Source organism: Pedobacter nototheniae, assembly GCF_004335085.1.
Taxonomy (GTDB): domain Bacteria; phylum Bacteroidota; class Bacteroidia; order Sphingobacteriales; family Sphingobacteriaceae; genus Pedobacter; species Pedobacter nototheniae.
In genome coordinates, this window is sequence record NZ_RQRS01000002.1 from 187,689 (window position 1) to 213,110 (window position 25,422).

The window sequence follows — 25,422 nt, forward strand, 5'->3', positions numbered from 1 at the left end:
TATGTAGTTTTAGTTAGCCGACTACATACTTCACCCTAAAGACAAAAACCTATCCAATTGCTATTTTATCTCATTAAAACGAATAAGCGAGCATTCTGAAAAAAAACGAGAGGAAAAGTGAGGAAATTAATTCTCTATAAAATAAATAGCGATATTAATTGGGGAATTTTATACCCAATAATTTTAAATTAAAATTCAATTTCTACAATATTGACACAACTCCTGCCTTAATATAATCAGATATAGTGTTATAATGGATTATATTGAACCTTAAACATTTAGAAAAACCCTAAAAACAATATAGCCCTGTTTTTAGCAGGGCTATATATATAAAGAGTGGGGATTTAAAAATCCCGGAATTGAATTAATTTTACAGAATGTGTAATTTTTTACAACAACCCATATAAACCGTGTGCATAAGAACGCACAGATGCCGGTACTGAATTTCTTTTCTCTGATGATGGCCCTTTTACTTTATAGGCTTCAGGATGTAATTCTAATGGCTGGTTGCTTACTTCTTCTGTTGTACTTTGGTTGCTTAATAAAGCACTTTGTTCTACGTGTATTTCTAATGGTGCCATGTTATATCTTTTTATACACTTATAACATATCCTGAACAATTTAGTTTGTAAAAAGAATTTATTTTTTTAAGTTTTATTCACACCTAAAATAGATGAACATTTTAGGCTGAATTTTATTGGGAGATAACTTGTAATTGACTAACTAAAACCACAGAAATACTAAAACCGTAGAAATTTATTTTCTCTACTTAATGCAGATACAAACCTGTGGTTTATAAAAGCAAAAAAGCCATTTTGCATCATGCAAAATGGCTTTAATATGTTTCTATAATTTGTTTTATTTTATAGATACTGGTACAGAAATCATATCCCAATCTAATGAGAAACCACTATTAGTAATTTTATAAACTAAGCGCTCTTGAGTTGCTTTTAATGCTTTTGTTTTAACATTAACCCTTAACTGGTCTTTTGATTCCTCATATTTATAAGCACCCCATTGTTTTGGTTCCTTGTTAAAAATAGCTACCCATGGTCCGCTCTCTTTAGGAATTAGAAAGAAACTGTATTTACCAGCTGGTAAAACTTTCCCTTCTACTTTAATATCTTTATCGGTTTCAAAAGTTGTTGCTTCGTTTGCACCAGCACGCCATACTTTATCAAAAGCTTCTAAACCACCCCAAATTTTACGTCCTTTAACAGCAGGGCTGCTATAGTTTATAGTAATGGTTGCTCCTTTTACTTTGCCTGTTGCTGTAGCCGCCGGACTTGGTTTTGGTTGGGTATCTTGTGCAATGGCACTTGCTGAAATTGTTACTGCTGCAAAAAACAGTGCAACTGATTTAATGATCATTTTCATAGTATTATATTCTTTTGTTTTTGTTGTATTTTGATTTTACGAATTTAAGGCTTTAGGTCGATAAAACAATAAACCCACGATGCAAAAAAAGACTACACCAAATGCACCAATGATGTTTAGCCAGAGAAAGGAAACCACATCGAATTTATAAACTGCTATTACACTTACCTCAGCAAGTATAGCTGCGATAAACACTAAAGAGCCATTGATTTTTTTGAAGTAGAACGCAACAAGAAAAATACCCAGTATAGGTCCATAAAAAAGAGAACCTAAAACATTTACAGCTTCAATTAAAGAACCCATTTGTGTTGCAAACATAGCTACAGCGATAGAAAATAAACCCCAGGCTAATGTGTGCAACCTGCTGTAAGCAAGTTCTTGAGCATCATCGGGTTTCTTTTTACTAAAAATTAAATGCACATCTTTTAATGATGATGAGGCAAGTGAATTTAAGGCTGCAGAAATAGAACCCCATGATGCCAGAAAGATAACCGCAAACAGCAGCCCAATCATACCAACGGGAAGTGTGCTTTTAACAAAGTATAAAAATATGTAATTGGTATCTGTTCGCTCTGCATTATAATTGGTTTTATTAATGGCTTCTTCTACTTTGGTATGCAAATCTTTAATTTGCTTTTGGGTAGTTTTAAATTCTGCTATCGAAGTATTTAAATGTGGATTACCCGTTTTACGCTCCGCTAGGATTTGCTTGGATTGTGCTCCAAATTTATGTTGCAATAAGTTATGTTCCTTTTCAAGGTTGGCGGCTACCGATGGATTATTCGTTTTTAAATACTGGTAAGAGTGTTCATTAAAATAAATAGGTGCAGGTTTTAGTGCGAAGAAGGCAAAAAGTAAAGCACCAATTAAAAGTATGGCAAACTGCATCGGTATTTTAACCAATCCGTTTAACAATAAACCCATTCTACCTGTTGTGGTATCTTTGGCACTTATATATCGGCCTACCTGGCTTTGATCGGTACCAAAGTAAGACAGTGCAAGAAAAAACCCACCAAAAATGCCACTCCAGATGTTGTATTTATCCTTCCAATCAAAATCTGTAGTAATTACATTTAGCTTACCAGATTTACCTGCAAGATAAAGTGCATCGCTAAAGCTGGCACCATTTGGCATGTTTTGCACCAACAGATATGCTGCAAAAGCCATTGTACCTAAAATAATTAGAAACTGTAGTTTTTGGGTATGTGCTACCGCTTTTGCGCCTCCAATATAGGTGTAGATTAATAATATACCACCCGTTAAAATATTGGTTAAATAAATATTCCAGTTTAAAACGCTTGATAGAATAATACTAGGTGCATAAATACTTATTCCTGTTGATAAACCCCTTGAAAGTAGAAACAAAAAGGATGTTAAAACCCTCGTTTTACGATCAAAACGTTGCTCCAGATACTCATAAGCGGTATAAACATTTAAACGCTGAAAAATTGGAATGAAGGTGATGGAAATAACAATCATTGCCAAGGGCAAACCAAAGTAGTATTGCACAAAACGCATTCCATCGGTATAAGCCTGGCCTGGGGCAGATAGAAAGGTAATGGCACTGGCCTGTGTAGCCATAATGCCCAACAATACAATATACCAAGGCATTTTATTATCTGCTTTAAGGTATGATTCATTGCTTTTTTGCCCACGACCGATAAAGATTCCGTAAGCAACAACGGCTACTAATGTAAAAACAAGAACAATCCAATCTATATTGCTCATGCCCAGTATTTAGTAAAAAAGTAATAAAATATAATTTGTGCCACCAGTACTAATGCGAGTAGAATGTACCAGGTATTCCAATTTTTAAGGGCATTTTTCATCTTATTTACTGGCAGATAAAAAGTTAAAAAATAATCTTGCAGCACCAATATTGCCTGCTGGCAACTGCCTAAAAAATGCAAGTGGCGTATATATAAAATTGCCTTTTCCATATTTTGCATAAAGCGTAGATCCCTGCAAAGGTTCCTCTCCGGTATCGTGCATTTCAAACAATGGTTCATACTGTTTATCCCATCTATCAGGAAAATAGGCGCCACGTTCTTGTACCCAACCTTTAAAATCATCCTGTGTAATTTTATTCGGATAATTTAAAAGGCGATGTTCAGGTTTTAAAAATGTAACAACTGCATTTTCCTCCGTAACCCTTTTATTGCTTAAAGAGAATGGATAAATACCGAAGTCCTCTATCGCCATGTCTTGCTGGGTATTGTACTGCATAACCAGCGTACCCCCATTTTTAACATAGTTTTTTAACTGTGGCAACCAATTCACAATCTGCTTTTCTGCATTAATAACCCTTACTCCGGTTACAATGGCATCGTACGAAGATAATTTTGCAGCATCAAAAATATCTACTGCTTTTAACACATCAACCTGAATACCTGATTGCCTTAAAAAAGTTGGAATAAAATCTCCTGCTCCTTCTATATAACCTATTTTTTTTGCCGTAACCTTTATATCGCCCTTTAAAACCAAAGTACTGGCTGGCATAAAATATTGTAAAGTTGGCAAATGAGGGTATTGAATAAGTTGCTGATTTTTGTTGTACACAACATTTTCTGCTGTATAACTGGCATCTAGCTTAACTTGATTGTTATTTAATTTATCCAAATCGGCTTTTTTAATTGTGAAGCTTAACATTTGCTCCTTACCATTTAAAGTAATGCCCGTTAGTGTTGTTAATACCTGGTTTCCCGATTTCAGCGCCACGGTACCGTTCTTAAATTCGCGATTGGTGTTTGCTTTAAAATCTAAATCTAATACTAAATCGCCATCGGTTTTTGCCAGATAAACGGATTGATTAAATTTTAGCTCCAGTGCTGGCACAATGCGTAGTGGCTCTACTACATCGCCTTTTACAGGATCTAATTTCTTATAGGATAATGGTAGGAAAACGTTAAGATTTTCTGCTCCTATTTTCAACTTCACTTTTACATTTAATGGCGATTCAGCCTCAGGCATACCAATTAAGGTATCATTAGTTACACTAAAAGTTGCCGCATTTTTTGCAGGTTTTGCCAACCAGTATGGTTCAGTTAATGCTGCATCTTTTGGAATTTCAATTTTATGGTTTATCGTAATTAGCGAATCGTTTGATAAAGCACGATTAAGTTTTTCGGTATTTTGCAACCAGCTAATTTCTTCAACCGAAACGGGCATTTTCGATCTTGCAATTAGGTTCAGTTTAAATCCGTATTGATCGCCCGCCACAGCTGTTGGGCTATTTGTTACTGCCTCGCCCATAAAACCACTACAATGTAAAATCAATTGATCTAAAGCCTGCAATTTATCACTGCGCAGTGCTTTATCTTTAATTGCACCTATCTTTTTACGGAGATCAATTAACTCTGGAAGAATTAAATCAGGCGCCTTAAAATCAAATTTCTTAATAATTAAATTTAGCGCATCATCTATATTTTTATAACCTATTGTACCAAAGGTTTTATTCAGTCCATCAAATACATTTAATTTTGTACGATCTCCCGCAACATGTGTAAAATATTCTGTACGGATACCTGCAACAGATTGCGTGCCGGCACCCTGGCTTTTGTGCAAGCTTCTACTAATGCCAGCCAATTCTCCATAACCCATACCGAGTTGCGGATCATATTGCCCGGCAGTAATTTTAAGCTGATCTTCTGCAGTTGTATTTACACTTCCAAACCTAAAAGTATTCCACAGTAAACGCTTTGGTTGCCAAACACTAACATATTTCAACTGGTTTGGAAATTGATTTGGATCTGCCGCAGCTTTAAAAGCTTTTTCGGCAACAACGGCAGAAGCCGCATGCTGTCCGTGCCCCGCCGCAGCCGTAGGTGGAAAACGGCAAATAATTACATCAGGTCTAAATTTACGAATCACCCAAACCACATCCGCCGTAAGACTATCGGCATCCCATTGTTTAAAAGTATCGTTTGTATTTTTAGAGAAACCAAAATCTATTGCACGCGTAAAAAACTGTTGTGCTCCATCCAACTTTCTGGCTTCCAAAAGCTCGTGTGTTCTAATTAACCCTAAAGCAGCACCCTGCTCATTGCCTATTAAATTTTGTCCGCCATCACCTCTTGTTAAAGAAAGATAAGCGGTTTCAACATGCTGTTCATTAACAAAATAAGATAAAAGCCCTGTATTTTCATCATCCGGGTGTGCCGCCAGATACAGCACCTTTGGCAAGTGTTGTAAGGTTTTAAGTTCTCTATAAATATCTGATGATTTTGCAGGGCGAACTTGCTGAGCCCGGCAAAATACCACGTTCAAAAGCAATAATGATATTGCAATCAGGTTTCTAAACATAAAATTTGTTTTGTGCACCCAAATATGCTCAATTTGCTTTTATTCTGCATCTTTCGAAACGAAAAAGGTACAGAAAGCTTAATTTAAAATTATATAACCATCATCACTGGGCTTACCTTGTTTGCCTAAAAGGATATAATTATAGTTTCAAAGCATATGTTCTATCGCTAAAAGCATGTCTCGCATACCTCCGAGCATATGTTCTATCGCCAAAAGCATATCTCGAATACCTCCGAGCATATGTTCTATCGCCAAAAGCATATCTCGCATACCTCAGAGCATATGTTCTATCGCTAAAAGCATGTCTCGAGTACCTCTGAGCATATGTTCTATCGCCAAAAGCATATCTCGAGTACCTCCGAGCATATGTTCTATCGCTAAAAGCATGTCTCGCATACCTCTGAGCATATGTTCTATCGCCAAAAGCATATCTCGCATACCTCCGAGCATATGTTCTATCGCTAAAAGCATATCTCGCATACCTCCGAGCATATGTTCTATCGCTAAAAGCATGTCTCGCATACCTCCGAGCATATGTTCTATCGCTAAAAGCATGTCTCGCATACCTCTGAGCATATAATTATATCCTCAAAGCAAATAATTATTCTTTCAATTAAGGAGATTATCCCTTTGGTGCAAAAATGGATTCGAGAAGTTTAATGTAAATACTAATCCCTTCTTCAATTTCTTCTATCAAAATAAACTCATCCGCTGTATGTGATCTGGCAGAATCTCCAGGTCCCATTTTTATCGAAGGCATATCAAGCCAGCCTTGATCTGAACTGGTTGGAGAAAGGTATGTTTTTCTGCCTAGCGATAAACCGCTAACCACCATAGGATGCAGAATATCAATATTGGAAGGGTTCAAAATATTTGGTCTTACGTTAAAATTGCTTATGGTATGGTTAATAATTACATTTTGAATTTCTCTTGGGGTGTAGTTATGATCGAAACGAATATCAACGGTAAAAGTGCATTCGCCCGGTACAATATTGTGCTGCAAGCCTGCATTAATTTGGGTAACAGCCATTTTAACAGGGTTTGGTAAGCCATCTTCTATCGGAAATTGATAGGTAGAAAACCACTGAATATCTTTTATGGCTTTGTAAATGGCGTTATCTCCCTCCTCTCTGGCGGCGTGCCCAGAGCGCCCGTGCGAAATACAATCTAAAACCATTGATCCTTTCTCGGCAATAGCCATATGCATTCCTGTTGGTTCGCCAACAATAGCAAAAGAAATAGGTTTTAACTGATTCAATATGCTTCTAATTCCATATTCCCCTGATGTTTCTTCTTCTCCAGTGGCAGCCAAACATAAGTTAAAAGGAAGATCAGCTTGATCATGAAAATACAAAAAGGCACCCATTAGGGCAACCAACGATGCGCCTGCATCATTACTGCCCAAGCCGTAAATTTTTTCATGCTTTACAAGTGGGTTAAATGGATCAATTGTATACTGCTCATTCGGCTTCACTGTATCATGATGCGAGTTTAGTAAAATTGTAGGTTTGGTAGCGTCGAAATATTTATTGTAACACCACACATTATTATGCCTTCGCAGGGTATTTATATCATGGCTGTTAAGAAAGTTTTCAATTTCATTAGCCGTTCCATTCTCCGCTCCACTAAAAGATGGTATCGAAATTAGCTTTTTTAACAAGCTGATACTTTGGTTATAAATTTGGTTTAAATCAGGGCAATCAAGCGTTTGCTTATCAAAGTAACTATTCATAATTAACAAGTTTTGAGATGATATTCGTTATTAAATTCTAAATGTTTATCGGTTTCAAGTTTTTCAATATCCAGCACTTCAGGGATATAAAGCATTGCAGTACACAAACAATTGCATTTCTTTTTAAGCTCCAATACGTTATAATTGATACAGCTTTTACAGCCTTCCCAAAAATTTATATCATGCGTAATTTCTGCATAGGTTACCGGTTGAAATCCAAGCTGACTATTCATTTTCATAATGGCGGCACCGGAAGTTATACTGAATATTTTTGCGTGTGGATAAAGTCTTCTCGACATGTTGAAAATGCGGTTCTTAATGCATTTTGCAACCCCTGAGTTTCTAAATTTTGGAGAGACAATTAGTCCTGAATTGGAAATAAAACTTGCATTTTCCCAAGTTTCAAAGTACGAAAAACCTGCCCATTCGCCCAAATCAGTTACCGCAATTACAGCTTTCCCTTCATTTATCTTTTCCATAATGGATAGCGGACTGCGTTTTGAAATGCCTGAGCCCCGAATGATTGCTGATGCTTCTGTTTCTTTGGCTATTTCTTCTGCATATTGTACATCTTCTGCTTTAGCCGTGCGAACAAAAATTATTTGATTATTCATTTTATTTAAAAAATTTGTACCAGCAGGGCAACAAAAGCAATGCCTTTGGCATAACAAAGGCAAAAAGTGGCTTTTAAAGTTTTTAAAAGCCGATAATTATTTTTAGTTGGATTTGGATGCTAATTAAAGCTTTTCAAAATGAAAGGGTTTTTATCATAATGGAGAGGTATTTTTTGTTTTCCCGCCGTAGTGAGGTATTCGCAATGACCGTCTTTGCGAGGTACGAAGCAATCTTTAACAATAGATAATTATGAAGTATGCTTTCCACCTTGCTTCAGTTCACTAAAAACGATAGCCTTAAATGATCTTAAATGTCTTATATGGTTTTAATACAATTCTTTCTTACGCTGCCGCGGGGGCTTTCTCTTCTTTGGGCAACCAAAGAAGCAAAGTTGTCGGCTCGCAATTTTTCTGTTTAAGGCAGTGGGTGGGCTTAGGCGGTGCTTCCCGAATAATTGACCATGCCGATTGAGAGCTTAACGAAGAAACAGTGGTTTGGATTTGTTAGTGTGTTAAGCGTATTGCCATAAAAGCTTTCATCGTACAGCCCCACCATTTCCGTCTTTGCGAGGAACGAAGCAATCTTACCTAATAATAGATAATTATGAAGTACTGCTTTCCACCTTGCTTCAGTTCACTAAAAACGATAGCTTAAATGATCTTAAATGTCTTATATGGTTTTAATACAATTCTTTTATCCGCTGCCGCGGGGGCTTTCTCTTCTTTGGGCAACCAAAGAAGCAAAGTTGTCGGCTCGCAATTTTTCTGTTTAAGCAAGTGGGTGGGCTTGGGCAGTGCTCCCCGAATAATTGACCATGCCGATTGAGAGCTTAACGAAGAAACAGTGGTTTGGATTTGTTAGTGTGTTAAGCGTATTGCCATAAAAGCTTTCATTATCGTACAGCCCCACCATTACCGTCTTTGCGAGGCACGAAGCAATCTCACACAACAATAGATAATTATAATGCATTGCTTTCCACCTTGCAAAAAACGATAGCTTAAATGATCTTAAATGTCTTATATGGTTTTAATATAATTCTTTTATCCGCTGCCGCGGGGGCTTTATCTTCTTTGGGCAACCAAAGAAGCAAAGTTGTCGGCTCGCAATTTTTCTGTTTAAGCAAGTGGGTGGGCTTCGCCTGTGCCAACCGAATAATTGACCATGCCGATTGAGAGCTTAACGAAGAAACAGTGGTTTAGATTTGTTAGTGTGTTAAGCGTATTGCCATAAAAGCTTTCATCATCGTACAGCCCCACCATTTCCGTCTTTGCGTGGCACGAAGCAATCTTTAACAATAGATAATTATGAAGTACTGCTTCACGCCCCTTTACTTCAGTTTGCAAAAAACGATAACCTTAAATGATCTTAAATGTCTTATATGGTTATTAACATAATGCTATATCCGCTGCCGCGGGGGTAAACACCGAATAGAAGAAAATTAAAATCATTTATTTTATTCTTAATATTGCCTCATAAATTAAACCTATGAACGGAATTGTGCTCATCATTGATGATGAAAAGAAAATTTGCAGTTTACTTTCCAGAATTATTGAACTCGAGGGCTTCAAAACTTTACAAGCCAATACTGGAAAAGAAGGTATTCGATTGCTCAAAAACAACGACATCAGCATCGTAATCAGCGATGTAAAATTACCCGATGTGAATGGTGTGGCTCTTGTTAAAGATATTAAAACCTTAAAACCTTATGTCGAGATTATTAATTTAACCGCTTATGGAACCATAGCTGATGGTGTTTTAGCCATAAAAAACGGAGCATTTGATTATTTAGTTAAAGGAGATGATAATGATAAAATTATCCCTTTGCTTTATAAAGCCATGGATAAATCGAATTTGCAACGTAGGGTATCTGATCTTGAAAATAAAATTACCAAAAAGCATAATTTCAATACCATTATAGGGCAGTCAAAAGCCTTAAAAGAGGCAATAGATTTAGCAAAAAAAGTAAGCCAAACAGATACAACCGTTTTATTATTGGGCGAAACAGGAACGGGAAAAGAAGTCTTCGCACAATCTATTCATTATGAAAGCCCACGGGCACTTAACCCTTTTGTTGCATTAAACTGTAGTGGTTTTAGTCCTGATTTATTAGAAAGCGAGTTATTCGGTTATAAAGCTGGGGCCTTTACGGGAGCAAATAAAGATAAGAAAGGACTTTTGGAAGAAGCCAATGGAGGAACGCTGTTTCTGGATGAAATTGGAGAAATGAACCTTGATTTACAAGCTAAATTATTAAGAGTTTTGGAAAGTCAGAGTTTTATTAAAGTTGGCGATACCCATACTCAACAAGTAAATGTGCGCATTTTAGCAGCCACTAATAAAGATTTAAAAGCCGATGCCACTTCAGGCAAGTTTCGCTCTGATTTGTATTACAGGCTATCTGTTTTTAGCATTACACTTCCTCCTTTAAATGAAAGAAAAGCAGATATTCCTGCACTTGCTAAGCATTATTTAAAAGAGTTTGCTGGCAAGGTAAATAAGGCTGAGCCTAAAATGGATGATAAAATCCTTTCCATATTTACAGAACATAACTGGAAGGGTAATATTCGTGAGTTAAAAAACGTAATTGAACGTTTGGTTATTTTATCAGATGGCGATACCTTAAATGCCTCTGCCCTACCACATGAATTTTTTGAGTTTGTACCTTTGGAAAATAATTATGATTTACAACAAATAGAAAAGCAACATATCCAAAAAGTGCTCGTTCATACTAAAGGGAATAAAACTGAAGCATCACGTTTACTCGGAATTGGATTAACAACACTTTATCGCAAAATCGAAGAATACCAGATTCGGGAACTATAAAGTTAACGTGATTTATGTATTTACATCTAGCTAAGGACAAAATTTTAGTTCAGTGGTTTGGTTTTATTAGGGTTTTAAGCGTATTGCTGTAAAAGCTTTCATCATCGTAAAGCCGCCATCATTACCGTCTTTGCGAGGCACCCATCATTACCGTCATTGCGAGGCACCCACCATTAGCGTCATCGTACAGCCCCACCATTATCGTCATTGCGAGGCACCCACCATTAGCGTCTTTGCGAGGCACCCACCATTAGCGTCTTTGCGAGGCACCCACCATTAGCGTCTTTGCGAGGCACCCACCATTAGCGTCATCGTACAGCCGCCATCATTACCGTCATTGCGAGGCACAAAGCAATCTTACCAACAATAGAATTATGATGCATTGCTTCACGCACTCTTGCTTCAGTTCGCAAAAACGATAACCTTAAATGATCTTAAATGTCTTATATGGTTTTAATATAATGCTATAATTCTCATGCAATTCTTTTATCCGCTACCGCGGGGGCTTTCTCTTCTTTGGGCAACCAAAGAACCAAAGTTGTCGGCTCGCAATTTTTCTGTTTAAGGTAGTGAGTGGGCTTGAATCGTGCTCCCCGAATAATTGACCATGCCGATTGAGAGCTTTACGAAGAAACAGTGGTTTGGATTTGCTAGTGTGTTAAGCGTATTGCCATAAAAGCTTTCATCATCGTACAGCCCCACCATTTCCGTCTTTGCGAGGCACAAAGCAATCTTACCAACAATAGAATTATGATGCATTGCTTCAGTTCGCAAAGACGATAACCTTAAATGATCTTAAATGTCTTATATGGTTTTAATATAATGCTCATGCAATTCTTTCTTCCGCTGCCGCGGAGGCTTTATTCTTTTTGACAACAAAAAGAACCAAAAATTGTCGGCTCGCAATTTTTCTTTTTAAGGCAGTGGGTAGGCTTTGCTTGTGCCACCCGAATAATTGACCATGCCGATTGGAAGCTTTACGAAGAAACAGTGGTTTGGATTTGTTAGGGTTTTAAGCGTGGTTAAGCAAACGTTCATATTGCACAAACTTTTCCTATTACGCATACGCATAGCAACATTTCGCAGAAGAGCCCATTATAATTCTTACCGTGAATCCTACCTCAATAACAATAATTTACAATGAGAACTTACGTTAAAACTGATGTAACCCTTTGGATTAAAAATTTTCCTTTTCTGTTAATTTATTATCTTTCAAAAAAATTAGTATATGAATAAAAATCTGTTAACACTTTTATTGTCCCTACTTTCTATTTCCTTATTTGCACAGGAAAATTACTGGCAACAACATGTAAGCTATACAATTGATGTTGCTTTAAATGACGCTGAAAAATCCTTAAAAGGATCTGAAACGATTGTTTACAAAAACAATTCGCCATCCGAATTAAACTTTATATGGTTTCATATTTGGCCAAATGCTTATAAAAATGAAAGTACAGCACTTTTCCAGCAAATTAGAACAGATTCTTCCCGCAAGGAAAAACTTAATAATGTAACTTATGGAAGCATTGATGGATTAAATTTTAAAGTAAACGGAAAGGCAGCTAAAACAGAAGCCCATTCCAATCCTCAATACATCGATATTATTAAAGTTCTTCTTCCTACACCACTAAAACCTGGAGATTCTGTTAACATTTCTACAGATTTTAAAGTAAAACTACCAAACTATTTCTCCAGATCGGGCTATGCCGATACCGAATTTATGGTTACTCAATGGTACCCTAAACCCGCCGTTTTTGATAAAGATGGATGGCACGAATTTCCTTATTTAGATATGGGTGAATTTTATAGCGAGTATGGAAATTATAAAGTTAACATCACTTTGCCTTCCACATATGTTGTGGGCGCAACTGGGGTTTTACAAAATGCTGATGAGCTTGCACAATACAAAACCATTGGTGCTAAAAATGCGGCGAACAGAAAAGATAGTCCGGTTTTATACCAACCAAAAGATAAAAACGGTAGTAAAACATTAAGTTATATCATGAATAATGTTCCTGATTTTGCCTGGTTTGCAGATAAGGATTTAGTGATACAATATGATACGGCTAAACTAGCTACAGGTAAAGTAATTGATGCCTTTTCTTATTATCATAACAAGAAAAACACCCTTTGGGTAAACAGTATTGATTACATTAAAGATGCGGTTAAGCATTATAGCAACTGGGTTGGCGAATATGAATATCCGGTTGTACAGGCTATAGAAGGACCAAAAAATAATTCGAGTGGAGGTATGGAATATCCAACTATAACCTTAATTACCAGTCCTGATGCAAAAATAAGTTCGTTGGATGGTGTTATAGCGCACGAAGTTGGGCACAACTGGTTTATGAGTATGTTGGGCAGTAACGAAAGGATGCACACCTGGCAAGACGAAGGTTTAAATACCTATTTCCAGTTTAGATATGAGGCAGAAAAATATAGAGCAAATTCAATTTTTGGTGATGCCATTCCTGAAAATATTAAAGCTTTGCCAACGGATAAGTTTCTTCAGGCAATTTATGGGGCCATTTCTGGCGTACCCATGCAATCAGCTATTGAAACCCCATCGGCCAAGTTTTCAACTTCTGAAGAATATGGATTGATCTCTTATGTTAAAACTGCATTATGGCTATATATTTTAGAATCAAGCGTTGGAAAAGATCAAATTGACCTTGCCTTTAAAAACTATTTTAATGAATGGAAAAATAAACATCCATCACCGGAGGATATGAAAGCCTCATTTGAAAAAACATTGGGCAGAAACCTAGATAATTATTTTAACCTGTTAAATAAAGAAGGTAAGTTTTAAAGACCCTCACCTCATTTATTCCTTAATTTCATCACAATCAAATGTTGAAATAAATTCAGCATATTAATTATCTCACCATACCGTATTGATAAAAACCCTTCCAAAATGGAAGGGTTTTTTTATGCTTAAATTTTGCAATCTGAGGCAAAAACAAAGCTTATTACTCACAATCAGCGATTTACTATAAAAATTTTCTTATTGGTACAACAGTTGGCAATAGGCTTTCAAATATCATTAAGATTATGACAATTATCTCATCTCTAACACTGCTTGTCCTATGTTGGGCAGCTTACAAATCAATCGACTGGTTCGAAAAAATTTAACACTTATGGTCGCATTATTCATCATCGCAATCGCCGTATTTATCTATATGATTTACGTGCTTATTAAACCCGAAAAATTTTAAAAATAGTTGTCGCTCTGGGTTTATAAAAGCTATGGCTGCTAAACTCAAGAGACAATCACTTGGTAAAAAACATTAAAAATGAACACTGAATTTATTGGCATAATTGCCACGTTCCTGCTTACTTTACTTATTGCCATCCCTTTGGGTAAGTATCTGGCTAAAGTATTTGCTGGAGAAAAAGTATGGACAGATTTTCTAAAACCGCTAGAACGCGGAATCTTTAAGCTTTCAGGCATCAATATTAAGGAACAGATGGACTGGAAGCAGCAATTAAAAGCCTTGTTAACCATTAATATACTTTGGCTGTTTTATGGTTTCTTTGTATTAATATTTCAGGATAAACTCCCTTTTAATCCTGATGCAAACCCAGGCATGACGCCTGATTTGGCTTTTAACACCATTATTAGTTTTGTAGCCAACTGCAATCTTCAGCATTATTCTGGCGAAACTGGCGCAAGTTATTTAACACAACAGTTTGTTGTTATGTTTCTTCAATTTGTGAGTGCCGCCACTGGTATTGCCGCAGCAGTTGTTTTATTTAAAGCATTTAGAGATAAAACCACCACACAATTGGGTAATTTCTGGGAGTATTTTGTAAAATCAATCACTCGTTTATTATTACCATTATCAATTGTTGTAGCCTTAATTTTAACCTTTAATGGAACACCAGCGAGCTATGAAGGTAAAGATCAATTTATTTCTATGCAGGGCGATACCGTTCACGTATCTCGTGGGCCAGCTGCACAAATGATTGCTATAAAACATTTGGGAACGAATGGTGGCGGATATTTTGGTGCAAATTCTGCTCATCCATTCGAAAACCCAAGTTATTTAACCAACGTTGTCGAAATCATATCTCAAACCATTATCCCTTTGGCTATGGTTATTGCATTCGGTTATTTTATCCGTAGAAGAAAACTAGCCTGGATGATTTTTGGAGTGATGACCATTGGAATGTTTATGCTCATGATACCAACCATAAGTTCAGAACTTGGTGGAAATCCTGCTCTTGCTAAAATGGGCATTTCTCAAACTACAGGAGCTATGGAAGGGAAGGAAATGCGCATAGGTGCCGCCGCTACAGCATACTGGAGCACATTAACTACTGTAATTTCTACAGGATCAGTAAATGGAATGCACGATAGTACAATGCCTTTAACTGGCTTATGGCAGTTATTAGGCATGATGATTAACGCCTTTTACGGTGGTTGCGGCGTAGGTTTACTCAACTATTTTATTTACTTGATTATCGCTGTATTTATTTCTGGCTTAATGGTAGGTAGAACCCCCGAATTTTTAGGCCACAAAGTAGAAGCCCGCGAAATTAAAATTGCTGCAATTATTACTTTATTAAGCCCATTCTTAATTCTTGCCGGAACAGCAATAGCCAGTTATATTTTTACTAATCATGGTGGTGCCCCATGGGCAGTACAACCAAAAAACTGGTTAAATAATCCAGGTTTCCACGGTTTTTCAGAAATGCTTTATGAAATGACTTCCTCAAATGCCAACAACGGTTCGGGCTTTGAAGGTTTAGGCGATAATAATGTTTTCTGGAACTTATCTACAGGAATTGTGATTTTCTTAGGTCGTTTCTTACCAATTATTGGTCCGGTTGCGATTGCAGGTTTATTAGCTAGAAAGAAATTCATTCCAGAATCTGCAGGTACTTTAAAAACAGATACGCTAACCTTTAGCTTAATGACCTTTGCGGTAATCCTTGTATTAAATGCACTTTCTTATTTCCCTGCTTTAGCCTTAGGCCCATTGGCAGAATACTTTACGATGCTTAAATAATAAGAATTGTCGCTTAAGATTTCTCGAAATGAGGCTTTCAAAAATCTCTCGATAAGTTTTGGACGACAAACAAATTAAAAAATATCAAAAAATGAAACCCAATAATAAATTGTTCGAACCAGCTTTAATGCAAACCGCATTAAAACAATCTTTCATCAAGTTAGATCCCCGCGTAATGGTTCGCAACCCAGTAATGTTTACCGTTGAAGTTGGAACACTGGTAATGGCTTACGTTACGGTGTATTCTTTCAGCCATGCCGGACAAGGATCTCCGCTATATAATTTCTTTATCTTTTTAGTTTTATTATTAACCGTATTATTTGCCAATTTTGCCGAAGCAATTGCCGAAGCACGAGGAAAAGCGCAAGCAGATAGCTTACGTAAAACGAGAGAAGAAACGCCTGCTAAAGTTTTATTAGAAAATGGAACAATAGAAATCCGTTCATCTAATCAGCTAAAAAAAGGAGATGTTTTTGTTTGTGAAACTGGCGATACCATCCCTACTGATGGAGAAATTATTGAAGGAATTGCAACCATTGATGAATCGGCAATTACCGGAGAATCTGCTCCCGTAATTCGCGAATCTGGTGGAGATAAATCTTCTGTAACCGGTGGTACAAAAGTACTATCTGATGAGATTAAAGTTCAGGTAAGTACCGCACCAGGAGAAAGCTTTTTAGATAAAATGATTGCCTTGGTAGAAGGTGCATCACGCCAGAAAACACCAAACGAAATTGCATTAACTATCCTTTTAGCCAGTTTTACATTGGTATTTATCATCGTTTGCGTTACCCTAAAACCATTTGCTGATTATGCAAATACACCGATTACAATCGCTTCTTTAATTTCGCTGTTCGTTTGTTTAATTCCGACAACAATTGGTGGTTTACTTTCTGCAATTGGTATTGCTGGAATGGACAGGGCGCTAAGGGCAAATGTAATTACGAAATCTGGTAAAGCAGTAGAAACTGCCGGAGATATTGATGTATTGCTTTTGGATAAAACCGGAACCATAACTATTGGAAATCGTAAAGCCACCAATTTCTATCCTACCGCAGGTGTAAGTGCCAATGCTTTTACTGATGCTTGTGTATTAAGCTCATTAGCAGATGAAACTCCTGAAGGAAAATCAATTATTGAATTGGCAGGAGAACAAGGTTTTAAAAATTTTAATACTCCAGCAGATTCTGTTTTTATCAAGTTTACAGCCGAAACCCGTTCGAGCGGACTAGATACTAAAGATGGTAGACGGATAAGAAAAGGAGCTTTTGATTCGATTAGAAATATCGTTGAAAAAGCTGGCAATATTTTCCCTTCTGATATTGAAACACATGTAAAAAATATCGCCACAAATGGCGGAACTCCCTTGGTTGTTTCTGAAAATGAAAAAGCTTTAGGCGTTATTGAGCTACAAGATATCATTAAACCAGGCATAAGTGAACGTTTTGAGCGCTTGCGTAAAATGGGTGTAAAAACCGTAATGGTTACGGGCGATAATCCTCTAACAGCTAAATACATTGCCGAAAAAGCTGGGGTAGATGATTTTATTGCTGAGGCAAAACCTGAGGATAAAATGAACTACATTAAAGATGAACAAGCTTTAGGTAAACTGGTTGCTATGATGGGTGATGGCACAAATGATGCACCCGCCTTAGCACAGGCAGATGTTGGCGTTGCCATGAACAGCGGAACACAAGCTGCAAAAGAGGCTGGTAATATGGTGGATTTGGATAACGACCCAACCAAGTTGATTGAAATCGTAGAAATTGGTAAACAATTGCTAATTACTCGTGGAACTTTAACCACCTTCTCCATCGCTAACGATGTGGCCAAGTATTTCGCAATTGTTCCTGCATTATTTATTGCTTCAATTCCAGCATTGCAAAGTTTAAATATTATGGGCTTGCACTCGCCAGAAAGCGCAATTATGTCTGCAGTGATTTTCAACGCCATTATCATCCCAATTTTAATTCCATTGGCCTTAAAAGGAGTGGCTTATAAACCAATAGGCGCAACGGCATTACTCCGTAGAAACTTGTTTATTTATGGCATTGGCGGCGTTGTAGCACCATTTATCGGAATTAAATTAATTGATTTATTAGTAGGCTTATTTGTATAAAAACCCTGCCCTTACGAGTTTGTCGAAATACAATACTTAAAATACTTCCACAGGCTCAAGATTACATAAAATAAAATATCATGAAAAAGTACATCATACAATCTATACGCTTAACCTTAGTTTTAATCGTATTATTATGCATTATTTATCCAATCAGCATAGCCCTTGCTGGTAAACTTTCAAAAGGCAATGGCGGTGGAGAAAAAGTAACTAAAAATGGCAAAACTGTTGGCTATGCAGCACTTGGTCAATCTTTTACCAAACCAGAATACTTTTGGGGCAGGCCATCAGCCGTTGCTTATAATGCAGCCGGATCTGGAGGTTCAAATAAAGGCCCATCAAATCCAGATTATCTTAAAGAAGTTTCTTCAAGAATTGATACCCTTTTGAAATATAATCCAGGCTTAAAAAAGTCTGAAATCCCTGCTGATATGGTTACCGCTTCAGGAAGTGGCTTAGATCCAAATATTTCTGAACAAGGCGCTGCCATTCAAATTGCAAGAGTAGCCAAAGCACGTAAAATCGACGAGAAAAAAGTTAAAGAACTGGTTGCCATGAACACTTTAAAACCGTTGTTGGGCTTATTCGGACCATCATCTGTAAATGTTTTGAAATTGAATCTCGCTTTAGATAACCTTTAATCCAACCTCGCTCGCCATTGCTTAGTAATAGAAATAATGACTAAATAACAGAATGGCGATTTATAATATAATAAAATGAAAAAATTAATCATCCCTTTTTCTTTAATATCAGCATCACTTAATGCATTTGCACAAGAAGAACCTAAAGTAAAGTTTTCAGGCTATCTTGAAACGTATTATGCACAAGATTTTAATAAACCAACCGATCACAATAGGCCCGGATTTATATATTCTCATAACCGTACAAATGAAATAAATTTAAACCTTGGTTTTATTAAAGCAGCTTACGATAGCGGCTCCATCCGAGCAAACCTTGCAGTAATGGCTGGTACTTACGCAAATGCCAACCTGGCTGCAGAGCCTGGTGTATTAAAAAATGTGTTTGAAGCAAATGCAGGTATTAAACTATCGAAAACCGAAAACCTTTGGATCGATGCAGGTATATTTTCTTCACACATTGGTTTTGAAAGTGCTGTATCTAAAGATTGCTGGGTATTAACCAGAAATATATCTTCAGAGAATACACCTTATTATGAATCGGGTACTAAAATTACTTACGGTACTAAAGATGGTAAATTAACCGCTACCCTACTCTACCTAAATGGATGGCAACGCATTACCCGCCAAAATGGCAATAATAAACCAGCCGGAGGAGTGCAATTAACGTGGAAACCAACAGATAAAATAACTTTAAACTATAGTAATTATATTGGTACCGAGGGTGCAGATTCAGTTCGTGTAAATCGCTTCTATCATAATGTTTATGGCATTTTTCAAGTAACTGATAAATTTGGTCTAACACTTGGTTTTGATTACGGAACCCAGCAAAAAGCAAAAGGAAATTCTGCCAAAAACGAAGTACTTTCTCCAGTTGCAATAGCTCAATATAAATTTGCCGATAAATGGGCAGTTGCCGGTCGATTTGAATATTATGACGATAAAAATGGTATGTTAATATCTACAGGTACACCAAATGGATTTAAAACCAAAGGTTACTCTTTAAATGTAGATTATGCGCCAATTAGCAATGCTATTATCCGTTTGGAAGGCAAAACTTATGATAGTAAAGATAAAGTTTTTAGTCGTGAAGGAAACCCTGTAAATGCAAATGCAACCATAACAGCAAGTATAGCGGTATCTTTTTAACCTATTTAGAAACTTAAACATTCCACTAAAATGGTGGAATGTTTATTAAATTTATAGAGCAATGCATCCTTTAGTCGAAATTTTATTCAGTTTAATTTTGAGTGTTTCAGGAATATTTTTCATCAAAAAAATGAGCGTTTTAAAAAAGAATAAAAGAAGCAGCAATTCATTTAAATCTTTTGCCGAAAAACGTAGAAAGCTCCTTAAACAGAAAATTTTATCAAAGTGGGTAGCCGTATTATTTATGCTAACCCTGATTATAAGCATTGGTGTGATGATTGACAATGGAACAATCATCGTAACCTGGTAAAAACCATGGAAGATAATAAAGAAGATTCGGTTAGGAAGTTCCTAGATTTAGTTAAAAAATCAAGAAGAGGAAAACTCAAAATTTATATTGGGATGAGCGCTGGCGTGGGTAAAACCTATCGGATGTTGCAAGAATCTCACGCTTTATTGCGCAATGGCATTGATGTTTGCATTGGTTATGTAGAAACGCATAACCGTACCGAAACAGAAGCACTTGTAGCTGGATTGCCTATTGTTGCCCGAAAAAATATTTTTTATCGAGGCAAGGAAATCGAAGAAATGGATTTGCAAGGTATTTTAAATCGTCATCCAGAAATTGTAATTGTTGATGAATTGGCCCATACAAATGCCGAAGGAAGTAAAAACACAAAACGCTGGCAAGATGTATTTGATTTGCTCGAAGCCGGAATTAGTGTAATATCTGCTGTAAATATTCAGCATTTAGAAAGCATTAACGAAGAAATAGCACACATTACTGGAATTGAAGTTACGGAAAGAATCCCCGATAAAATTCTGGAAATTGCTGATGAAATCGTAAACATAGATTTAACCGCTGATGAACTTGTTACCAGATTAAAAGAAGGGAAAATTTATGATCAAAGTAAAATAGAAAGGGCCTTGGGCAATTTTTTCCAAGCTGATAAAATTTTACAGCTACGAGAATTAGCACTTAAAGAGGTGGTACATCAGGTAGAACGTAAAATTCAAAAAGAAATTCCGAAGTCGGTAAAATTAAGAGCCGAACGTTTTTTAGCATGCATTTCTTCAAATGCAGAAACCGCCGGAGTTGTTATTAGAAAAACCGCTCGCCTTGCTTCTTATTATCACTCGCCGTGGATTGTTTTGTATGTACAAAGTGATGATGAAAGTTTTGACAAAATTAAACTCGACAAACAAAGACATTTGATTAACCATTTTAAACTTGCTACAGAATTGGGCGCAGAAGTGATTAAAATTAAAAGCAATCAAATTACACAAACCATTATTAATATGGCAACAGAAAAAGAAATTACAACCATTTGCATTGGAAAGCCACATTTAAATATTTTTCAGGTAATGATGCGAACGGCTATTTTTAATCAACTCTTGCGTAATTTAGCGCGTAAAGAAATTGATTTGGTTATATTATCATAGTGCTTTTATCTTGCTGAATTTATTTCGGCATCGGTAAAATAAAAAGCTCTAAAATAAATTTAGGGCAAAGTTATTATTAAAATAAATTCTCATGAAAATCAAGACCAAACTCCGCCTAGGATTCGGGTTTCTATTTATAATTGTACTATCCTTTGGATTGATTACCCTTTTCTATTTAAATGAATTATCCGATAAATCTAAAATGATTTTGAAAGACAATTATGAATCGCTTAATTATGTTTCCGCAATGCGAAACATTTTGGATAAAAATCCAGGTGTGTTAAACCAACAAAACTCGCAGATATTTGAAGATAACCTTAAAAAAGAACTCCAAAACCTGACTGAACCAGGAGAAAAAGTTGCAGCTGAAAAACTAAGTGCTGCCTATCAAATATATAAAGTGGCTACAAATGTATTGGCAAAAGAAAGTGCCATTAAAAGTATTAGGACAGAACTTCATGCCATTGACCAGGTAAATATGAAGGCTATTTACCATAAAAATCAATCGGCAAATGAAGCGTCAGGAAGGGCTAATTTTTACATTATGATTGCCGCAACTGTTAGCTTTTTAATCCTCTTTACTTTTATAGTTAACTTCCCTGGTTTTGTTGCTAATCCGCTTTCTGAATTTAGTTCCGCGATTAAACAAATAAGCCGCAAAAACTATAAACAACGCTTGCACTTTGATAATCAGGATGAATTTACAGAACTGGCAAGTGCATTTAACGGAATGGTGGTAAAATTAAATGAATGGGAGAACAGCAATTTATCAAAAATAAAATCAGAAAAATCTCGTATTGAGGCTATTATAGATCAAATGCAAGATGCTATTATCGGATTAAATGAAAAAGGCGAAATCCTATTTCTTAATCATTTGGCGGCTAAGTTGATGAATTTAGATGAAGAAAAAGTTATCGGCCAGAATGCAACCGAACTCATGAAAAAAAATGAGCTTTTAAAAAGAATCATTAAGCCCGAAACAGATAACAAAACGCTTAAAATTTATGCTGACGAGAGAGAGTCTTATTTCGTGTTGGAAAGCCGCGAAATTGTAATTCCAAATTATGATGACGATAGCGAAGAAAAAACTTTAATAGAGACTGAAAAATCAGCAGGAAGTGTATACATTCTGAAAAACATAACACAGTTTAAAGAATTGGATGAAGCCAAAACAAATTTTATCGCGACTGTATCACACGAATTAAAAACGCCATTGTCATCTATAAAAATGAGTTTAAAGCTATTGAAGGATGATCGTGTAGGAACGATGAATGAGGAGCAAATCGAATTAGTCGAAAATATTAAGGAAGATAGTGACAGGCTTTTAAAAATTACCAGCGAGTTATTAGATCTTTCGCAAGCTGAAACTGGAAACCTAAAATTAACCTTTGCCCTTACAAAACCAGAGGAAATTGTACAATATGCCATTGACGCCGTTAAATTTCAAGCGGAACAAAAATCAATTCAACTTGAACTTAACTGCAATAATAATTTGCCAAAAGTAAACGCTGACATTCAAAAAACTGCTTGGGTAATGGTAAACTTTTTATCTAATGCGTTACGCTACAGTGCAGAAAAATCTAAAGTAGTTGTTCATGTTTTACAGAAAGATAAACTAATCGAATTTTCTGTTCAGGATTTTGGAAAAGGTATCGATGAGAAATACCAAAAACGCTTATTCGACCGATATTTTCAAGTACCTACAGATGGACAAAATAAATCTGGATCAGGCTTGGGTCTCGCCATTTCGAAAGATTTTATCGAAGCAGAACAAGGAAATATATGGGTAGAAAGTGCCATTGGCGAAGGTAGTAGATTTTATTTCACACTACCTATTGCTGATTAAAGTTTATTGGTGGATTTATTTTTTTTTAAAATATAACTTCGCTTTCAATCAAAACGCGATATTGAATACCGTGCGGGCTATTGGCTTTAATCTTGGATTCGAGTGTTTGAGCTAAAAAATCCCATTCTTCAAGGTTAAATTTTGAATTTGGATTTGGTTTCAATTTTATATCCAAAGTACGTACATAACCTTCTTTTGGATGCGGTGAAGCCACAATTCCCTTTTCTACCTTAACAGTTTTCAATCTATCTCCTAATTCATATCTGCAAAAATTACAAATATCTTCTGTCGTAATCAGTCTTCCACCCCTACTCACTAATGCGAAACGATAAGCATCTAATTGCTCGCCCGATTGCAATTTCTCTCTACCACCAACTGTATCCAATAATAAAAAGATAGAATCCGTACTTAAATCTACATTACTTTGTAAAGCCATTGGCGTATTAGCTCTAATATTATTTCCCAACTCGCATTGCGTTACCCAATAATCCACATTCAACTCATCGTTTACATCATAGGGTTCGGCAATAAGATAAGTTGGCACTTCTTTAACCGCTGCCCCAAATTTTGAGGTTTTGCTATCTAAGAGCCTCAACTGCTTAGAAAGTTCACCTAAAATGGTAACAATAAAATCTTGGTTAAACGACGAAAAAGCGGCTACTTCATCTCGGGTTAATTCAATTAAATATTTAACCATTTCCAAGGCATTACGCTTATCAAAACGTTCGGCACCACCATACCTTATCGAATAATAGCCTTGTCCTAAACCACTTGTTCTTTGAAAAGGAATATCATTAAAGACCCGATCACTAGAATCTACAACCTGATTAACAGCCATAAAATGTTGGTACAAATCTGTTCGCAGGGGCAAAATTCCATTTAATGAAGAGAAATTATAATTATTTGTTTTTATCGTACGATTAATAACTGGAAAAGCATTTAGAGATACAAACATATTCTCCAAAATATCATAGGTATAATTAGCAGAAAATTGTAATCTCACCCAAATTACCCTTTTCTGAGCTACAGATTTTAAAGCATCTAAACCATAAGACTTTATTAATTCTATAGGGAAATCCGAGGGATCGGCTTCGAAATTATTTTCAATTTTACAGGGACCAAAAGTCACAAATTTATGCTGATATTGTATTTTGACATCTCTAATAACCTGATGCATTAAATCGTAATCACGAAATATCATTTGTTCTTTACTAAGCTCCACTGGCGAAGGATATTCAAGCCCGGGATTAAATATTACGGCTTCTCCATCAATTTCGGGTTTGCATAATGGTAATAATTGGTACACCCACGATTGAGTTTGGTATGCAGGGAAATCAAAATATAAGCCAAGTCCTTCTAAATCTCGAACATTTTCATGCAACTCAATTCCAATATAAGCACTTCCCCATGCTAAAGGATCTGTTGTACGCAACAATGGCGATTTAGAATTATTATGATCTAAACCAAAAAACTGCCTTCCACCGGCTAAATAACTTATTTTCCCGTTAACAAGATTTACATAATCAACTGGTGTAAATTGAACATTAACAAAGTTATTTGCAATGCCACCGTTAATTTCTGGAATACGCTTAGGCGTATAAAAATGCGTTTGTGGATGCAAAAGTAAAGATTCATCCGTTGGCGTAGCCGTCATCACTGCATGCGCTGCTTTTGGCATGCTCAACAAATCAGGAGTCAACAATCTGGCTATTTTATCCAGTAGTCGCCCCTCCACATTCTGCGCTTCATTACCACTTCTATGGATTTCGACAGCAAAAGCTTCTATTAAAAGCCTAACAAAAGGATCTAACGCCATGGCATTTTTTACTCCCCATAAATTCACGGCATTATTTATCATCCGTGTTTTAATTCCTTCTTTCGTAAATTGATTTATTGCCGAAGTTTTGTTTTTCATAGCGTTCATAATATTTGGTTATCCTACTGACATTGGACTTAAAAACAACTCTGTTTTAAAGCTAAATGCTTCCTTACTTTCTGTTAAATTAGCTTTAATAAGGATGGTTACTTTTTTCCTCACCTCGGTAAATTTCTTCATTGGCCATTCTTTTTCCACCATCTCCGTGAATATTTGTGCTATTGGATTTTCAATTCTTTGCTCATATTGATGAATGGAATTAATTACGTGCAATCGAAATTTTTCTTCCCATTCTGCCGTTGTAATATTATTTTCAAACTCAAGTTCCCATATTTTATTTCCATACTCATAATCGTACCTATTTTCGCCAAACCTGGTGGTAATCAATAGCTGAATATGTTGTGCAATGCTCTCTCCAAGGCTGCACATTGTCAATTCTCTTCCCTCAAGAAGTTCACCTAAATAAATTGGAAACTTAAAATACATACCT

Annotated in this window: 18 protein-coding genes; 10 read left to right on the plus strand and 8 right to left on the minus strand. The window is 36.2% G+C overall.

The window, feature by feature from the left end:
* Positions 1-389 precede the first annotated feature (389 nt).
* The 6 genes from EHC72_RS02740 to EHC72_RS02765 all read right to left on the minus strand — a co-directional run bounded on the left by EHC72_RS02740 (position 390) and on the right by EHC72_RS02765 (position 8,025).
* Complete coding sequence (locus EHC72_RS02740; protein WP_131535955.1) at positions 390-581, minus strand: hypothetical protein; 192 nt, start codon at positions 579-581, stop codon at positions 390-392.
* Between the two features lie 277 nt (positions 582-858).
* Positions 859-1,371: a DUF2911 domain-containing protein gene (locus EHC72_RS02745; protein WP_246029362.1), complete on the minus strand. Its 513-nt coding sequence runs from the start codon at positions 1,369-1,371 to the stop codon at positions 859-861.
* 42 nt (positions 1,372-1,413) lie between these two features.
* Positions 1,414-3,105 carry a sodium:solute symporter gene (locus tag EHC72_RS02750; protein WP_131535957.1) on the minus strand — a complete coding sequence of 564 codons (1,692 nt, stop codon included), beginning with the start codon at positions 3,103-3,105 and terminating at the stop codon, positions 1,414-1,416.
* A 102-nt stretch (positions 3,106-3,207) separates the two neighbouring features.
* On the minus strand, positions 3,208-5,679 hold the full coding sequence (locus EHC72_RS02755) for a PIG-L family deacetylase (RefSeq protein ID WP_131535958.1): 2,472 nt from the start codon (positions 5,677-5,679) through the stop codon (positions 3,208-3,210).
* Between the two features lie 622 nt (positions 5,680-6,301).
* Positions 6,302-7,411: a M20/M25/M40 family metallo-hydrolase gene (locus EHC72_RS02760; protein WP_131535959.1), complete on the minus strand. Its 1,110-nt coding sequence runs from the start codon at positions 7,409-7,411 to the stop codon at positions 6,302-6,304.
* 2 nt (positions 7,412-7,413) lie between these two features.
* Positions 7,414-8,025, minus strand: coding sequence for an N-acetyltransferase (locus EHC72_RS02765; protein ID WP_211660266.1), 612 nt, complete (start codon positions 8,023-8,025; stop codon positions 7,414-7,416).
* A 1,486-nt stretch (positions 8,026-9,511) separates the two neighbouring features.
* On the opposite strand from EHC72_RS02765, the gene EHC72_RS02770 reads away from it, so the two are divergent.
* From EHC72_RS02770 to EHC72_RS02815, 10 genes are all read left to right on the plus strand, one after another.
* Positions 9,512-10,849 carry a sigma-54-dependent transcriptional regulator gene (locus tag EHC72_RS02770; RefSeq protein WP_131535960.1) on the plus strand — a complete coding sequence of 446 codons (1,338 nt, stop codon included), beginning with the start codon at positions 9,512-9,514 and terminating at the stop codon, positions 10,847-10,849.
* A 1,228-nt stretch (positions 10,850-12,077) separates the two neighbouring features.
* Entirely contained in the window at positions 12,078-13,658 is a 1,581-nt protein-coding gene (locus tag EHC72_RS02775; RefSeq protein WP_131535961.1) for a M1 family metallopeptidase, read from the plus strand.
* A gap of 328 nt (positions 13,659-13,986) precedes the next feature.
* The gene (locus EHC72_RS02780) at positions 13,987-14,064 is read left to right on the plus strand and encodes a potassium-transporting ATPase subunit F (protein WP_131536157.1); all 78 of its coding nucleotides are present in this window, start codon (positions 13,987-13,989) and stop codon (positions 14,062-14,064) included.
* A 78-nt stretch (positions 14,065-14,142) separates the two neighbouring features.
* Complete coding sequence (gene kdpA / locus EHC72_RS02785) at positions 14,143-15,861, plus strand: potassium-transporting ATPase subunit KdpA (RefSeq protein WP_131535962.1); 1,719 nt, start codon at positions 14,143-14,145, stop codon at positions 15,859-15,861.
* A gap of 91 nt (positions 15,862-15,952) precedes the next feature.
* On the plus strand, positions 15,953-17,980 hold the full coding sequence (kdpB, locus tag EHC72_RS02790) for a potassium-transporting ATPase subunit KdpB (protein WP_131535963.1): 2,028 nt from the start codon (positions 15,953-15,955) through the stop codon (positions 17,978-17,980).
* Positions 17,981-18,060: 80 nt separating this feature from the next.
* Positions 18,061-18,621 carry a K(+)-transporting ATPase subunit C gene (locus tag EHC72_RS02795; protein WP_131535964.1) on the plus strand — a complete coding sequence of 187 codons (561 nt, stop codon included), beginning with the start codon at positions 18,061-18,063 and terminating at the stop codon, positions 18,619-18,621.
* 75 nt (positions 18,622-18,696) lie between these two features.
* Positions 18,697-19,767 (plus strand): porin, encoded by a 1,071-nt coding sequence (locus tag EHC72_RS02800; RefSeq protein ID WP_131535965.1) that lies wholly within the window; start codon positions 18,697-18,699, stop codon positions 19,765-19,767.
* 130 nt (positions 19,768-19,897) lie between these two features.
* Positions 19,898-20,077 (plus strand): hypothetical protein, encoded by a 180-nt coding sequence (locus EHC72_RS02805; RefSeq protein ID WP_131535966.1) that lies wholly within the window; start codon positions 19,898-19,900, stop codon positions 20,075-20,077.
* A 5-nt stretch (positions 20,078-20,082) separates the two neighbouring features.
* Positions 20,083-21,210 carry a sensor protein KdpD gene (locus EHC72_RS02810; RefSeq protein WP_131535967.1) on the plus strand — a complete coding sequence of 376 codons (1,128 nt, stop codon included), beginning with the start codon at positions 20,083-20,085 and terminating at the stop codon, positions 21,208-21,210.
* Positions 21,211-21,301: 91 nt separating this feature from the next.
* The gene (locus EHC72_RS02815) at positions 21,302-23,056 is read left to right on the plus strand and encodes an ATP-binding protein (RefSeq protein WP_131535968.1); all 1,755 of its coding nucleotides are present in this window, start codon (positions 21,302-21,304) and stop codon (positions 23,054-23,056) included.
* A gap of 25 nt (positions 23,057-23,081) precedes the next feature.
* Here EHC72_RS02815 and EHC72_RS02820 read toward each other — a convergent pair whose 3' ends face one another.
* Together EHC72_RS02820 and EHC72_RS02825 are read right to left on the minus strand one after the other, a co-directional pair.
* A complete protein-coding gene (locus EHC72_RS02820) occupies positions 23,082-24,971 on the minus strand; it encodes a type VI secretion system baseplate subunit TssF (RefSeq protein WP_131535969.1) in 1,890 nt (629 codons plus the stop codon).
* 18 nt (positions 24,972-24,989) lie between these two features.
* A complete protein-coding gene (locus EHC72_RS02825; RefSeq protein ID WP_211660267.1) occupies positions 24,990-25,418 on the minus strand; it encodes a GPW/gp25 family protein in 429 nt (142 codons plus the stop codon).
* Positions 25,419-25,422: the final 4 nt, after the last annotated feature.